This is a genomic window from Pseudoalteromonas sp. PSi26 (assembly GCF_054960575.1).
In genome coordinates, this window is sequence record NZ_JBHNYT010000007.1 from 48,003 (window position 1) to 61,142 (window position 13,140).

Genomic DNA, 13,140 nt, shown 5'->3' on the forward strand with positions numbered 1-13,140 from the left:
CAGTAAACAAAAAAGGAGCGCATGCGCTCCTTTTTTGTTGGTATATAAAAATTAATCTGGGAGCTTTTCAAGCCATGTTTTTAACCAAGGCTCTGTCACTGGCCAAGGCTCAAAATCTTCACACGCGTCAATTTCTAAACGGTTACCGACAGGTTTTGCTTGTAAATCACGTAATAGTTCATCAAAGCTTCGACCTGCACCGCAAAAAGTATCACCATAGCTTCTGTCGCCCATAGCCACCACTCCAAATGGCTTATCTGTAAGCATAGGAAAACTACTATTAAGCGCATAATATAAGCCAGCTAGGTTACTTGGCACGTCACCCTGTCCTGTCGTTGAGGTAACAATTAATATGTTTGATGCGTTTTTAATATCGTCAAGCGAAGCCTCTGTGATGACCGCTGCACTATGACCCGCCTGCTCAATAGTTGCAGCTATATCATCACTTAAACGTTCAGCACCACCATTTACAGTGCCCACAAAAATACTAATATGTGCCATTAATAATCCTTCTCTTCGTTTGGCCAACCAAGTTGCTCACAAATCTGTAGCATATCATGACCTAGTGGCGCTTTTATCGTTATTGCTTTGTAGGTATAAGGGTGCACAAAACTCAGCTCAGTTGCAAACAGCATTAAGCGTCGTAATTCAAAATGATCCCTAAAAAATTGGTTATGTTGATTGTCGCCATGATTAACATCACCAATTATTGGTAATGATAAATGTTTTAGATGCCGGCGAATCTGATGCTTGCGCCCTGTTTTAGGAAAACACTCAACTAATGAGTACCTAACCGTTGGGTATTTGCCTATAGGAATGGGTAATGCAGCTTGATACAAACAATTAAACTGAGTTTGCGCCTCTTGAGGTGCTTTATTCTGATCTGCAAATTTATCGGCAATTTTATCAAGCTCTTCTTTTAAAGGCTTATCTAAAAAAACCGAATCAGGGGCAAATCCGCGCACTAGAGCTAAATATCGCTTAGCAATAGTACCTTCAATGAATAACTGATTCATATCACGCGCGGCTTCAGAGCTTAAAGCAAATAGCAGCACACCCGACGTAGGTCTATCTAGCCTATGTACTGGAAACACGTGCTGCCCTAACTGATCGCGCAACATTTGCATCGCAAATTGAGTTTCATGTTTATCTAAAAAGGAACGATGTACCAATAGCCCTGATGGTTTATTAATGGCTACAAAGTTTTCGTCTTGATACAAAATGTCGAGTTCGCCGTATTCAGTAGGCGCTAGGCGCTCACTCATGCGGTTCTCCTAATAGTGCATCTAACTGTGTCAGCACCTCTATAATTTCATTTCCACCTGATTTATTAATCAAGGTCATTTGCGCCATGGGGGCAATTGCAAAGTTTCGCGGTAATGGTTGATTATAAGTGATCAAATGCTGCATTTTTTCAATAAAGACAAACTGTAGCCACTGCTCAAACGCCATCGAATCGTGACAAAAGGGAACACTAGAATTTAGTGCTTCTGCTGAAATTGGCTCACATTGCCAAAGTTGATGCTTTTGTAATAGCGCTTTTAATTGCACTAGATAAGCTTGGGTCTGTTGGAACATAACCACCCTCTTTATAAGTTATGCAGCAATTATACCCTGTTCCCACAAAGCTCGCTATGGCGTATAATTAGCGCAATTTTGCAGTTAAAAACGACCGGGAAAACAATGAGTGATCAAATAGCAACCTTAGGCCAACTTTTAGATGGTGCTGGCACGCAATGGCGGGCTTTTGATATTGGCAGGCACATTACTAAACTCGATAAACAACAGTTTTTAGCTATTGAACAAGCCCAATTACCTTACCCTTATCCGCTTGCTGGTCATGCGTGGCTAGCAATTCAGTTCTGGGATGCCAAAGCGAGCAAAGAACCCTATGTGTGGTTTTTAAAATTTCCGCTAGATGAGCAAAGTAAATTAGTTAGTGCAAGTCGTGATCACTTTGCCGATATGGTTATTCAAGCTCTTGGCACTGAAATTACAGGTGAAAAAGCAGATGGCAAGCTTGATAACAATCCTTATGTGTTTACGCCTAATGCAAATAAACTGGCTGCATTTAACGCGCAAGTTAAAGTGTTACTAAAGCAACCTGCTTCACAATATTACGAATACGCTCAGCTATATTTTAGTGCAAAGTTAGGCTTTGATAATTGGCAAAGTGTGGCACTACAAGGCATTGCTGATTTTGCGCTGCGCCTAGATAACGATCAAAACTTAAGTAACTTACAAAAAGCCTGGGCACATTTACCCCTTGAAGTATTACAGCCACTAAGTGCAATGCTCGAACATGTTGCAATACCAACAACATTGAGTGAGCTTTTACTCGCGCAGGGTCAAACAGCTATTAATAATAGTGATACTATAGCTTTAACCGCTGCACTACGCTCAATGTCTAAAGGTCATGCACAAGGTTTATGCGGGCAGCTTGTTGATGCAACATTGAATTCAGCTCTTAAAAGCGACTCTGACGTACTTTTAACAATTACTGGGCGTTGTTTTGTTCAGTTAGAAGACCCCGAACGATTACATATATTTATGGATAATTGTGCTCAACATCAAAAAATAGAGGCGCTTTTTCCAAGTATTTTTGCTGACTTAGTTGCAATACCGACCATTCGACCTCACCTATTAGGTTTATTACGAAAAGAAGATCGAAGCGAAGCCCTCGCTCGTGCAATTGGAAGGTTATTCTCTTAAATGGCAAGTTTATGGACGTTTATATTAATTGGTAGTGTTATTTATTTGTTTTGGCTAAATAGAAAAGTCGCCGAAGCGGCTAATGTTCATGCTAAACGTCAATGTGAGCAATTAAATGTGCAACTTATGAGTGTTGCGTGCACTAAGCGCCGTTTTGGTTTTCTAAAAAGTGGTAAACCAGGAATAAAAAGTGAGTTTTCATTTGAGTTTTCAAGTGACGGTGAAAATGCGTATCAGGGAATGCTTATTATGGAAAATGAGTTTTTAAAAAGTGTTGTCGTTCCACCACACAAAATCTAAGTGTTCTTATGCTTTTAGTGTATAAAATTATTGAAATTGTGTAGTACAAAAAACTAAGGCGTAACTAAAGTTACGCCCCAATTGGACTGCTTCCTGCTAGATATCCACTATCTATAATCCGTTTTCTCATCCCCTGAACGAGTAAACAACCTTGTTTACCCTCACATTGCCTCATGCAATATCCATCGCCACCTTGGCAAACCCGCGTAAACTAACGCTTGGCTAAATCTATAGCATCATCCATGTTAATCCTTTGAAGTAGCGCCCTGCCACTTTGTGCTTCCTGCATTGTCCCTTTGCTTTCCAAGCATTCACGTGCAACCTAGTACGTGGCTGCGTCCTGCAGCTTTTATCCTTTATATCCTTAAAGTAGCTCCTGCCACTTAGTGCGTCTTGCACTTCCTATTCATCCTTGCTGTCCTTGTTAACTTGTCCTTATTGCATCCTGCTAGCATCTGCTATTTTGCCTATTCCTTATCCATGGCAGTAGCTTATTCATTAAGCTATGTCTTCTTGACAAGGTAAAGTTTAGAGTAAACGAGAGGAGGAAGTAGTATGTGAGACAAAATAATTCTTTGTCATAAAAATTAAAAAATCAATAAATCAATATTAAACATACAGTTAAATAAAAAAAGGCGACCAATTGGCCACCTTTAACTGATTACTCTCACGTTAATGTAAGATATATCGCACGGACACATGTCCGTTTGGGCGCATTAACTTACACACTACGGGTTACGCTTTTAACCCAATGCACTTTTAAATAGTAACTCACCAGCAACTTGGTTAAACGTAAGCTGTTTAAAAGTCAAAAATCCTTCAGATTTAAAAAGTTCTGTATGCTCACTACGCGTTACAAATACTGCCAATCCAGAAGACTCACTATTTGCCTTTACCAGCTCATCAAGCCCTCTAAGTAAATACCGACCAAACCCTTGACCATGAAAATGCGGATCCACTGCAATAAAAGCTAAAAAGTAATAATGGCCTTTTTCTTTTAGTGTATCTCTAATAGTTTGTTCTTTTTCTATTAACTGGTTAGTTTGTAAATATCCCGCACTCAGCATTAATTTTAAGCGCCAATGCCAATAACGCTGAGCTTGAAGTTGACTTAAAGAATCAAACATACAGGCCACTGCTTTTAATTTGCCACTGCGATAAAGTCCTATTAGTGGTTGCTTTTCTTGCCAAAAACTACTGAGTTCTTCACGTATTAATGCACGTAACTTTTTTTCGTAAACGGCTTTATTTTTTTCATCATAACCTAGCATTGTTTTTAGTACAGGGTCATCATGGTATGCCTGATAAATTAAACTTGCGGCAGTGCTTATATCTTCTGCTTCAATGTATTGTACGCTGAACGTTTCTTCTTGTGCGGTTATACTCATTGTATGTCCTTTATTGTTTTAGCCGTAAATATAATCAGAGCTCAAATACTAAAGCTATACGCGAATAACTTCATTTACGAGTATATTTAATCTAAGAACTGGATATTACGTCGTATTGCCCGCTTAAAGAGAGAAATAATATCAAAGTGTTATTTATTTTTACTATCCTTTATAAAACGCTTAACAGCGGTTTAGGCAATTTATTATTCAGAACTTAACTTTACTATATACCTAAAGTAATTAACCGACAATTCAGCTTGAGTTTAGCTAGCACAATGTATTGTTGGGCCTTAAGGTAATTTATTGTTTATTTAAAGGAGTCGTAACATGGATACTACTAAACACGATATTCATACATTATTTGCACAACTTGGTTTACCAAATTCAGAATCTCAAATAGATCAATTTATTGCTTCACATGAGTTAAAAGACACAACACTGCTTCAAGATGCAGCATTTTGGGATGAAGCACAGCAACACTTTTTAGCGGAGTCGCTTGCTGAAGATGGCGCCTGGAGTGAAGTGATTGATGAGTTAGATGTTCGTCTTCGCCAAGGCAAATAGCATTATTTAGCTAGATAGCTATGTTAAAGCCTTCAAAATTACTAATCCATGACGATTTTTAATGGGAGCAAGGCCAATTCACTGGTCCATTTTTGACTTGTCTCAGGCTTATTTACGCAAGTTAGCGTTGAGGTAAGTTACTATAAATAAGTTTTTAACCTAAGTATTAGGTTATTTAATGTAGCATACCCGTTTTATTGCTACCATAGAACCCGCGCAGCATGTGTATGCTGCGCTTTATTTAATTAATGAGTTATAAATATAATGAATTCAGTTGTATTTGATGCAATTCAAGTCCTTTTAGATGAAGGCAAAACACCCACAGTCGCATTAACTAAAAGTCGCTTAGCCCAACCGGTTCCAATGCCAATGATTATTGCAGCCGTGAGCCAATACAAAAATAATCCGGATTCTATAAATAACTTTATTAAAACTTCCCAGCAGCCAGAAAACGCTGAGCTAAAAGCAAGCCAACTAGATAGAATTGAGCAAAAACTTGATCAGTTACTTGCACTGCTAGAACAAAAATAATTTGAGACTATAAATGTTTGTTGTTGATTTAACATTTGATTGCTACCAAGACACCACCCTAGAACAAGCCGAACAAGCTATAAACCGCTTAGTAAATGCGCTTCGCTTTAATGGCCAAATAATGGGGGAAGAGTTCCCTACCGTTTTAAAAGACGGCTTTTTCATAACCCGTGTTATGTGCCCAACTGAAGACGCTATGCACCCGCTAAATAATAGTCCTTTTGTTAAACACAGCATTGAAAAACTGCATAATGCGGGGTTGTTAGCACCCAAAGTAAAAGTGATTGGCCAAGATATTCACTCTAATGGAGCCGATAGCTGCACTGAGCCGTCAAGTTACATTTTATATACTACTTATGTGCATACATGTAGCCCTCTGTATTGTGGCGACGACTTTTTACCTGTGCCATTATTTCGCATTCCAGCTATTGCCAATGGCGATTATAAAACGCTTATTAAGTGGCAAGAAGATTGGCAAGCATGCGATAATGCTGGATCATTACTTAGACATTGAATGTAGAAAACTATTTTTAGAATTTTAGACCACCCAAGGTCACTCGCAAGAAGCTACCCTAGATCTATCTCCGTAGACTTCAATTTTTCCCTTAGATGAATCAGTATTTTGAGAGAATACCAATCAACTAGAAGCAAAAAATGCTAAGTTTAGGCCGTTTTAATAGTGCTTTTTTTCACTATTGTGTAGGTAATTTGTCATTAATAGTGAAAAAAAGCGTTATTGTGAATCTCTCTATTAGTGCCTTTGGCTTTTACGTGATTTATAAACCACTCTTTTCGCTAGTCACACACTTAAATTTAAAACAACTTACCTTAGCCCAACAGCTCACGTTAATACAGTATTACACATCAATGCGCTTTATTGGGCTCTAGAGCCAAACATCAATTATGTTTACAAGGAAATAATTATATTTTATATTGAAAATTCTACTTTTTATAATATGGACTAAAATCTATGACGGATGAAAAAATAGAAGATATTAATGAGCAATATAATGTTGATATGTTAAATGTTGCAGAAGCAATGATTAACAGTGATAAGTCTGAGTGTAATCAGTGCCATAGTAACTGTAATGATTGTGGTTACGATAGATAATTGTTTCACTTAAAATGAAAAGATAACTCCAACAGTTATCTTTTTTTTGGTTTTTGATATGCAAGAAATTTTTAAAGTTTATAGAGAAATTAGCTACAACATTTACACCGCCAAAGGCAATTCGCCAAAAGCTCTTAAAGAATTGATTCAACTAGATGATTATTCTCAAGTCTCGTTTTCGGACTTAAGTTCATCAATTGATCAGCATATTGATGCTGGGTATTTCTTTCTTGATAAATTACCATGTGGAAGATATGTCAAATCATACCGAATAAACGAAGTTTGTGACAGAACCCTAGATATCCTAAGGCAAACCCTAGACCCTAGAATATTAGAAATATTAGAAAATAATCCTAGACTTCTATTTACAGAATTTTATCGTTGGCTTACTACTAATCACTCCTCCATGATGTCATCAATTTTGGATGAATTCTGGCACCAATTCATGACTTTTTCTTATGAATATAAGAGTTGGTGCTTTGATAACTTTGATCGCTTTATTCATCATATCCCAACCCCAACTTATGAAAGAAGTGAAACATCACCCAAAGATATCCTAGCAGATTACTCTGCCTTTTTTAGAAACTACACGAAACAATATGAACTAGATGAAAATATATTGTTGTACTCTTTACCACTAAGATTATTTATACATGAAAATAAAGAACTGAATGAGATAATCGAAATTATTAATCAATTATCAGCTAGTGAACCTAACCTAACCAGTAAAGAAAATAGTTTTTCAGACTCAAAGTTAAAAGATCTTAAACAAAGAGTAATTTCACAGATAAATCGTGACGGATATGCTGTACTTCCTAAAATGTTACAAAGAGATTTTTGTGACTTTATGGAAAATCTTGGGCAGGTGATAAACACATCAGATATTAAAATAAATAATCTATCAAATAGAAAATTTAACCATCATGAGGCACTAGACCTACACACTGATACACCACTAGCTAATTATGTATCCTGGTATTGTATCAATCAGGACAAAATCGCTGGTGAAAGTGAAATCATTGATGGTTTTCAATTACTAAATTCATTACCTAATGAAATTAGGGATACTCTTTCCAATACAGATATAAAGTTTCCTATATATAAAAAACACGCTGTGAGGAATTACCCTATACTAACTTTAGATGAAACAGGATTTAAACAACTGTATTACACATCCTGGTTGAAAAATGAAAATTACACAGACAAACAAAAAGAAGCTATCTTTTCTTTCGAAGAAAAATTAGAAAATACCCCCCCAATAAAGATAAAATTAAAACCATGCGAATCACTAATTATTGACAATAATAGAATGCTTCATGGTAGGCAATTGATACCTGCTGACTCTGACAGATACCTCTACCGTATACATGTAAGGAGAAGCGATGTGGAAGTTATTTGACGGTTTGAATAGTTACACTGAGCTGCTACAGCTAAACCCTTCTTCAAGCTATTCTAAACCTAGAGTTGTTCAAAACGTCAATTGTAGGAATTTGATTGAGCAATCTAATAGTTTGGCTCATATTCACACCGATGAATGCTGGAAAGAACTCCCTCCACATAAGCTTTACTTATATTGCGAAAAAGCAGGTGAAGGCGGTGAGTCTCTTATCGGCAATTTTCATGAAGTGAAATGCTCTCATGAACTACGAGCATTTCTGGAAAGCTTTAAATTTACAATGACTAAAGGTAACAGCAAATATTCATTCAAGATAATAAATAATGGCATATTTAGGCTACATCAGACTCATAGAGAGCTTGCTCATCAGATTAAATCAAAAGAGATGAAAAACCTTTTTGTTTCATATTTAAATGAGCTTAAAAATAATACAACAGTTATAAAGCTACTTCCCAAACAAGGTCTGATAATTGATAACCAAACGTCCTTTCATGGGCGTTTAAATTTTGAAGGTTCACGCAAACTCATCAAGGTGTTAGGTTATGAAAATACCCGTAATAATTCTTTCCTATAATCGCCCCTTGTATTTAGAAAAAGTTTTACTTTCAATGAGAGATCAAGGTAAAACTCTTGATACAACTTTCAGTTTTTTTCTATTTCAAGATGTACCACCTTTTGAGTTACAACATGAGGACAGTTCTGTAGACGAGTGCATTAATATATTTAAAACTGTACTCAATAATGGTGAGGTTTTTAAAGCGCCAAAACATCAAGGAATAGCTTTAAATTACAACCGAGCTGAAAACTTTGTTTTTAATGAATTAAAGTCACAGATAGCTTTTTTCTTTGAAGATGACATGATACTAAATAGAAACTATTTTCATTTATTAACTAACTTGTCAAAGTTAGCCTTAGGAAATAACAAGATTGGTACTGTCACAGCTGCGGGTTACAATCATAAAGTATCTTATGAAGAACAGCTGAAGAGACGAGATAAATTACAAAATGCAGGCTTCAGCTGGGGTTTTGCCTTGACGAAGCGGCATTGGGAAGAAAGAAAGCCATATTTAGATGAATATATAAACATCATTAAGAATAATCGTTATAAATATAGAGATACCCAAAAAATTTGGCATTTTTATAGTAAGCTGGGTTTTGGAAAACATCCAACGTCTCAAGATAGAGTAAAAACACTAATAACAAACTACCTTAAAAGGTTGCGATTGAGCACCTCAACAGTAAATGCTCGTTATATTGGTGAATTAGGAGAGCATTTTACAAAAGACATTTTTATTTCGAGAGGGTTTGAAAAACAGGTCGTATTTGAGGATTGTTATAATATTGACTTTAAAATAAATCCCACTGAAGCTCAAAAGCTTTTACAAAATGAATCTATAAAACTCCAAACATTTCAACTCAGAAGTAGTCATATCGGTTTGAGCAAGAAAGTCCACAAATCGAGAGAGGTTAACTCCGAAGAATTCTCTTTACCTACACGTTTAATTTTGAAAGCACCAATCGAAAATGGCAAAATCAAAGTAAAAAAGTTTAGTCCCATTTTTAACTTCAAAAATAATATTTCAGAATTAAAAATTGAATTTAAATCATCACCTATGAATTTAAAGTTATTTCTTATAATTATCTGCCAAGATAATGGAGAGGAGTTTTATAAAGAAATAAAATCTTCATTACCTACTTCCATTAAGCTCGATGAGAATCGTAATATGCAATTCTTATTCGTCAATAAAACAAACAGTGAAGGGGTCATCGAGAAAATGGTGGTCTCATATTAGTTTTACTGAACATGATCCAGCTTTTATTACCAACTAAGAAAAAAATGACAAAGGCATAACTCCTATAAATAAGTTGTACTGATCAATTTACTCTTTCCCAAAATAAAAAATTAAACCAACACAAATTAAAAACATTTTATATCAGAAAGTTAAAAATTTACTTTTAGTCAGGATTCTAGTAGTAAAGTTAAGGTTTACTAAGCTGCTCTTCCCTCTTTTGTAGCTCATCTTTAATGCATACTAATCAGCTCATTTAGAAATGACTGAAAACATGTTAGTTCGTTATATGACATTTGCTTTCCATAACGTCACTGCATCATGCTTAGGTAAATGTTGTTCGTAGATGCTCAAATCATTGGTATTAAAAATCGCAACCGTAAAATCAGCTGCCGTCCAAAGCTTTTTCTCTAATTCGTTTAAGAAGTTTTGTGCTTCATTTTTCATAACAAACCCTATTTACCAGTGCTGGTGAGCACAAAGTATTAATGCGTGTGTTGGCAGGATAGAAAGATAATGGCTAAAAAAATGATAATTTACATGCCGTTATAAAGCGATAAATTAAAATTTTTTTAGCAAATAGAGCATGGTTTAAGATAAAAGACGCCCTGCTCCCTGCCGACTGACTTTTGTATACATTGATTGTGCATTAACTTATTCAATTTTCATATGATTATCATCAATTATGCGTTTAGTTGCATGAAAAGTATTAAACAACTCTTAAAGCAGTTTCAAACTATGATTAACACGTAATGTTATTTTGATGCTTAGATACTGAATTACGTATACTGCTAAATAATAGACTAATTAAAGTGCTCTTGAAATAACGCGTTTGTTGCAATTGAAAGTTGAATTCGTGGGCGAGTTAAAAGAAGCTAAGGGTCTAAATAAATAGCCTTTCCAACCCAAAAGCTAATTTGGTAAAAATATTTTTCTTCAAATTATGTAAGCAATGAATCTAGAGGAGTTTTGACCAGTTAGCACTCACAACACATATGATAGTCACTAAGAAAACAAATAAAATTAGGCACTTACTCTTCAACATTCGAGAACATAACATAATGAGTGAATTGTAATATGGTTTTCTTTTTAAGTTTTTTCATTGTTAGTTTCCGCTGAGATTTTACCTATTTATAAAGGAGTCAGCCTCTTCAGAGTAGTGAATGTAATGAGTTTTTAAAATATAAAACTAAATCTGCTCAACTATTTTAATGTTATAACTTTCAGTGTGTTAAAAGACTTCATTAAAAGCTTTTTAAAATGCCTAAAACATTTTAAAAGTGTGTTCTACACATTCAAATTTGATAAATAGCAAAAAGCAGCTATAAATTAAACTAAGACAATTACACCCCACATCAAAGAACAACACCTAAGCAACTGATAAAAAAGAACTTATTGACAGCCAGCTCATTAACCTCTATCTATTTTTATAGCCGCAAAAATATAAGGTTAAAAAAATGGATAAACTAATTAATGAAATCTTTCATCGACATATTATCTCAAAAGAGATGTCTCTCAAAGAAGCGTCAGCGCGTCTCACAATTGCGATTGTTTACGAGACTGGGCAATTAACTAAGAACCTAGGGTGCGTGCAAATCAAACGCATGAGATATGATAATAAAACTATTCAAGTGCTAGCTTGTAAGTCTAAATTTAGTTCTGATAACAATCAGCTTTACATTCCTATTTCCCGCAAGCTCTATCACGCCATTAAGTTGTTTCAAACGCATTTTGACATGCTAGACGTCAAACATTGCAAAGATGATAAATATCGCTCACGCAACAATACTAAAAGACAATATTTCGAGCCTAAACATGAATATTTGCGAACACACCTGGGTCACTGCAAGGGACACTCTAATGCATCACACACAAGGTTATATATCAAAAAGTGAAGCTTGATGGGCAAAATTCATAATGAAGGATTGAGACATGTCTAGAAATAAACGACTTATATCACCAAGCTATGCAAACGGTGACTATTCTTACGTGTGGCTCACTACCGAGATAAATCCGAAAATCGAATTTATTCAGGGTAGCCAGCACATTGACTTTCAAACAATAGATCAAGCAACAGGGGAAATATTTGAGTGTAAAATTAAGCAACGACAAAAACCCTCTTTGATCCGCGCCCCTTACCTATGCTGCCCAAAAGGTAATTTAGTATTCCCTGCTCTTTTGTATATGCGTTCATTAGTCGCTCTGCACAAAGATGAAAGCTCTCTGATGACACATGTTCAAGCTTTATTAATGTTTTACAGATGGTTATACAAATGTCGAAAAACAATTTACGATTGCAATGCAGAAATAGATAAAGGAGTTGTTTATCAATTCAGAGATTTTCTACTAAAAAATGTTAAAAAAGAGATCTATAACCCTGAACTGAAGTGCAATGAAATACAAGGTAGCTTTAATGCTAGTACATGCACTACCTACCTGCTTAAGATAGTTAAGTTTTATGTTAAGTTGAATCATCTAAAAGTTTTAGAAATTTCTGAATCATTTAAGCCTTTCGAGTTTGAAATAAAATTTATAAAAACTGAACAAAGCAGTCGAGCAGATATACTCGCTACCCATAATTCAAAGAAAAAAACCATTGTTATTGAAACAACAGGGCTAACAGCACCGTTCGGTAAAGTTCAATCTCCGTCATCTTCTCACACACTCAAACCCATGATTGAAGAAAATAAACAGATTTTTTACGAATATATTCAAACAATCAGGAGCTGCTATTTTGATGAAGAAAATATTAAAAACTTAATGCTTGAACTTGCAACAGAGACAGGCTTGAGACTAGAAGAGTTTGTGACTTTTCCTGCTTCTGAAGTGGTTAAAAATCACAAAAAAACCAACGAATATAAAGTAACAATTAGTGAAAACTTGAATGGCTGTCTGACCAAATTTAATAAAGAACGCACCATCATAATTAGTGAAGATTTAATGTCTAAATTGCGTGCGTATCTGTTTTCAGTAGAGCGTGCTAGTGCTATTAAAAAAGCACAGTTCAGACACAATTGTTTATTTGTAAAACCACTAGATGGCCTCCCCTACTCTACTAACACACTTCAAAAGCATTTTGAAACAGTCAGAAATAATATACGTATAGAAAACATAGACTGGTACTACACAGCTCATGATATGCGAGCAACCTTTGCAACAAACTGGCTATTCGAGCAACACATCAAAACAGGAACTTTATTCGAAATATTAATTGATGGGCTAGCTGAAATCCTGGGACATAAAAGCACGTCTGACACTCAAAGATATGTGGACTTTATGGAAGATAAGGATAATTGGAAGTCCTTTGCTGCAAGAAAAAATTACTTCATTAGAAATGTGCAGAGGTGA

General features: G+C 35.4%; 15 protein-coding genes and 1 pseudogene. 11 read left to right on the forward strand and 5 right to left on the reverse strand.

Annotation, left to right across the window (positions count from 1 at the left end; translation table 11 throughout):
- Nucleotides 1–51: 51 nt before the first annotated feature.
- The 3 genes from ACFI34_RS09260 to ACFI34_RS09270 are packed head-to-tail and all read right to left on the reverse strand — an operon-like array spanning nucleotide 52 to nucleotide 1,578.
- Nucleotides 52–501 carry a flavodoxin gene (locus tag ACFI34_RS09260; RefSeq protein WP_006794055.1) on the reverse strand — a complete coding sequence of 150 codons (450 nt, stop codon included), beginning with the start codon at nucleotides 499–501 and terminating at the stop codon, nucleotides 52–54.
- Complete coding sequence (gene truC, locus ACFI34_RS09265) at nucleotides 501–1,265, reverse strand: tRNA pseudouridine(65) synthase TruC (protein WP_248519332.1); 765 nt, start codon at nucleotides 1,263–1,265, stop codon at nucleotides 501–503. The genes ACFI34_RS09260 and truC overlap by 1 nt, the downstream gene beginning before the upstream one ends.
- Entirely contained in the window at nucleotides 1,258–1,578 is a 321-nt protein-coding gene (locus ACFI34_RS09270) for a YqcC family protein (protein ID WP_033025393.1), read from the reverse strand. The genes truC and ACFI34_RS09270 overlap by 8 nt, the downstream gene beginning before the upstream one ends.
- A gap of 105 nt (nucleotides 1,579–1,683) precedes the next feature.
- On the opposite strand from ACFI34_RS09270, the gene ACFI34_RS09275 reads away from it, so the two are divergent.
- On the forward strand, nucleotides 1,684–2,712 hold the full coding sequence (locus ACFI34_RS09275; RefSeq protein ID WP_462673273.1) for a DUF3549 family protein: 1,029 nt from the start codon (nucleotides 1,684–1,686) through the stop codon (nucleotides 2,710–2,712).
- Nucleotides 2,713–3,012, forward strand: a complete 300-nt coding sequence (locus ACFI34_RS09280) for a DUF3301 domain-containing protein (protein ID WP_010557125.1) — start codon at nucleotides 2,713–2,715, stop codon at nucleotides 3,010–3,012.
- A gap of 743 nt (nucleotides 3,013–3,755) precedes the next feature.
- Here ACFI34_RS09280 and ACFI34_RS09285 read toward each other — a convergent pair.
- On the reverse strand, nucleotides 3,756–4,400 hold the full coding sequence (locus tag ACFI34_RS09285) for a GNAT family N-acetyltransferase (protein ID WP_462673274.1): 645 nt from the start codon (nucleotides 4,398–4,400) through the stop codon (nucleotides 3,756–3,758).
- A 327-nt stretch (nucleotides 4,401–4,727) separates the two neighbouring features.
- Between ACFI34_RS09285 and ACFI34_RS09290 the strand changes: the two genes are divergently transcribed.
- The 7 genes and pseudogenes from ACFI34_RS09290 to ACFI34_RS09320 all read left to right on the forward strand — a co-directional run bounded on the left by ACFI34_RS09290 (nucleotide 4,728) and on the right by ACFI34_RS09320 (nucleotide 9,795).
- A complete protein-coding gene (locus ACFI34_RS09290) occupies nucleotides 4,728–4,964 on the forward strand; it encodes a DUF2789 domain-containing protein (RefSeq protein WP_006794061.1) in 237 nt (78 codons plus the stop codon).
- A gap of 264 nt (nucleotides 4,965–5,228) precedes the next feature.
- Nucleotides 5,229–5,495 carry a hypothetical protein gene (locus tag ACFI34_RS09295; protein WP_006794062.1) on the forward strand — a complete coding sequence of 89 codons (267 nt, stop codon included), beginning with the start codon at nucleotides 5,229–5,231 and terminating at the stop codon, nucleotides 5,493–5,495.
- A gap of 13 nt (nucleotides 5,496–5,508) precedes the next feature.
- Nucleotides 5,509–5,982 (forward strand): annotated as a pseudogene (locus tag ACFI34_RS09300) (DUF2310 family Zn-ribbon-containing protein); the annotation flags it as partial.
- A 483-nt stretch (nucleotides 5,983–6,465) separates the two neighbouring features.
- Entirely contained in the window at nucleotides 6,466–6,606 is a 141-nt protein-coding gene (locus ACFI34_RS09305; protein ID WP_462673275.1) for a hypothetical protein, read from the forward strand.
- Between the two features lie 58 nt (nucleotides 6,607–6,664).
- Nucleotides 6,665–8,005: a TauD/TfdA family dioxygenase gene (locus ACFI34_RS09310; RefSeq protein ID WP_462673276.1), complete on the forward strand. Its 1,341-nt coding sequence runs from the start codon at nucleotides 6,665–6,667 to the stop codon at nucleotides 8,003–8,005.
- Nucleotides 7,989–8,576, forward strand: coding sequence for a TauD/TfdA family dioxygenase (locus tag ACFI34_RS09315; RefSeq protein WP_462673277.1), 588 nt, complete (start codon nucleotides 7,989–7,991; stop codon nucleotides 8,574–8,576). Before ACFI34_RS09310 ends, ACFI34_RS09315 begins: the two co-directional genes overlap by 17 nt.
- Nucleotides 8,545–9,795: a glycosyltransferase family 2 protein gene (locus ACFI34_RS09320; RefSeq protein WP_462673278.1), complete on the forward strand. Its 1,251-nt coding sequence runs from the start codon at nucleotides 8,545–8,547 to the stop codon at nucleotides 9,793–9,795. The genes ACFI34_RS09315 and ACFI34_RS09320 overlap by 32 nt, the downstream gene beginning before the upstream one ends.
- 282 nt (nucleotides 9,796–10,077) lie before the next feature.
- Here ACFI34_RS09320 and ACFI34_RS09325 read toward each other — a convergent pair whose 3' ends face one another.
- On the reverse strand, nucleotides 10,078–10,239 hold the full coding sequence (locus tag ACFI34_RS09325) for a hypothetical protein (protein ID WP_462673279.1): 162 nt from the start codon (nucleotides 10,237–10,239) through the stop codon (nucleotides 10,078–10,080).
- Between the two features lie 1,010 nt (nucleotides 10,240–11,249).
- On the opposite strand from ACFI34_RS09325, the gene ACFI34_RS09330 reads away from it, so the two are divergent.
- Both ACFI34_RS09330 and ACFI34_RS09335 read left to right on the forward strand, forming a co-directional pair.
- Nucleotides 11,250–11,687, forward strand: coding sequence for a hypothetical protein (locus ACFI34_RS09330; RefSeq protein ID WP_462673280.1), 438 nt, complete (start codon nucleotides 11,250–11,252; stop codon nucleotides 11,685–11,687).
- A gap of 37 nt (nucleotides 11,688–11,724) precedes the next feature.
- Nucleotides 11,725–13,140, forward strand: a complete 1,416-nt coding sequence (locus ACFI34_RS09335) for a site-specific integrase (protein ID WP_462673281.1) — start codon at nucleotides 11,725–11,727, stop codon at nucleotides 13,138–13,140.

Bases quoted from the DNA above. Each gene is read 5' to 3' on its own strand.
- ACFI34_RS09275 (WP_462673273.1), top strand. From the start codon at position 1,684: ATGAGTGATCAAATAGCAACCTTAGGCCAACTTTTAGATGGTGCTGGC.
- ACFI34_RS09335 (WP_462673281.1), top strand. From the start codon at position 11,725: ATGTCTAGAAATAAACGACTTATATCACCAAGCTATGCAAACGGTGAC.
- ACFI34_RS09320 (WP_462673278.1), top strand. From the start codon at position 8,545: ATGAAAATACCCGTAATAATTCTTTCCTATAATCGCCCCTTGTATTTA.
- ACFI34_RS09305 (WP_462673275.1), top strand. From the start codon at position 6,466: ATGACGGATGAAAAAATAGAAGATATTAATGAGCAATATAATGTTGAT.
- ACFI34_RS09295 (WP_006794062.1), top strand. From the start codon at position 5,229: ATGAATTCAGTTGTATTTGATGCAATTCAAGTCCTTTTAGATGAAGGC.
- ACFI34_RS09325 (WP_462673279.1), bottom strand. From the start codon at position 10,239: ATGAAAAATGAAGCACAAAACTTCTTAAACGAATTAGAGAAAAAGCTT.
- ACFI34_RS09310 (WP_462673276.1), top strand. From the start codon at position 6,665: ATGCAAGAAATTTTTAAAGTTTATAGAGAAATTAGCTACAACATTTAC.
- truC (WP_248519332.1), bottom strand. From the start codon at position 1,265: ATGAGTGAGCGCCTAGCGCCTACTGAATACGGCGAACTCGACATTTTG.
- ACFI34_RS09330 (WP_462673280.1), top strand. From the start codon at position 11,250: ATGGATAAACTAATTAATGAAATCTTTCATCGACATATTATCTCAAAA.
- ACFI34_RS09260 (WP_006794055.1), bottom strand. From the start codon at position 501: ATGGCACATATTAGTATTTTTGTGGGCACTGTAAATGGTGGTGCTGAA.
- ACFI34_RS09315 (WP_462673277.1), top strand. From the start codon at position 7,989: ATGTGGAAGTTATTTGACGGTTTGAATAGTTACACTGAGCTGCTACAG.
- ACFI34_RS09290 (WP_006794061.1), top strand. From the start codon at position 4,728: ATGGATACTACTAAACACGATATTCATACATTATTTGCACAACTTGGT.
- ACFI34_RS09285 (WP_462673274.1), bottom strand. From the start codon at position 4,400: ATGAGTATAACCGCACAAGAAGAAACGTTCAGCGTACAATACATTGAA.
- ACFI34_RS09280 (WP_010557125.1), top strand. From the start codon at position 2,713: ATGGCAAGTTTATGGACGTTTATATTAATTGGTAGTGTTATTTATTTG.
- ACFI34_RS09270 (WP_033025393.1), bottom strand. From the start codon at position 1,578: ATGTTCCAACAGACCCAAGCTTATCTAGTGCAATTAAAAGCGCTATTA.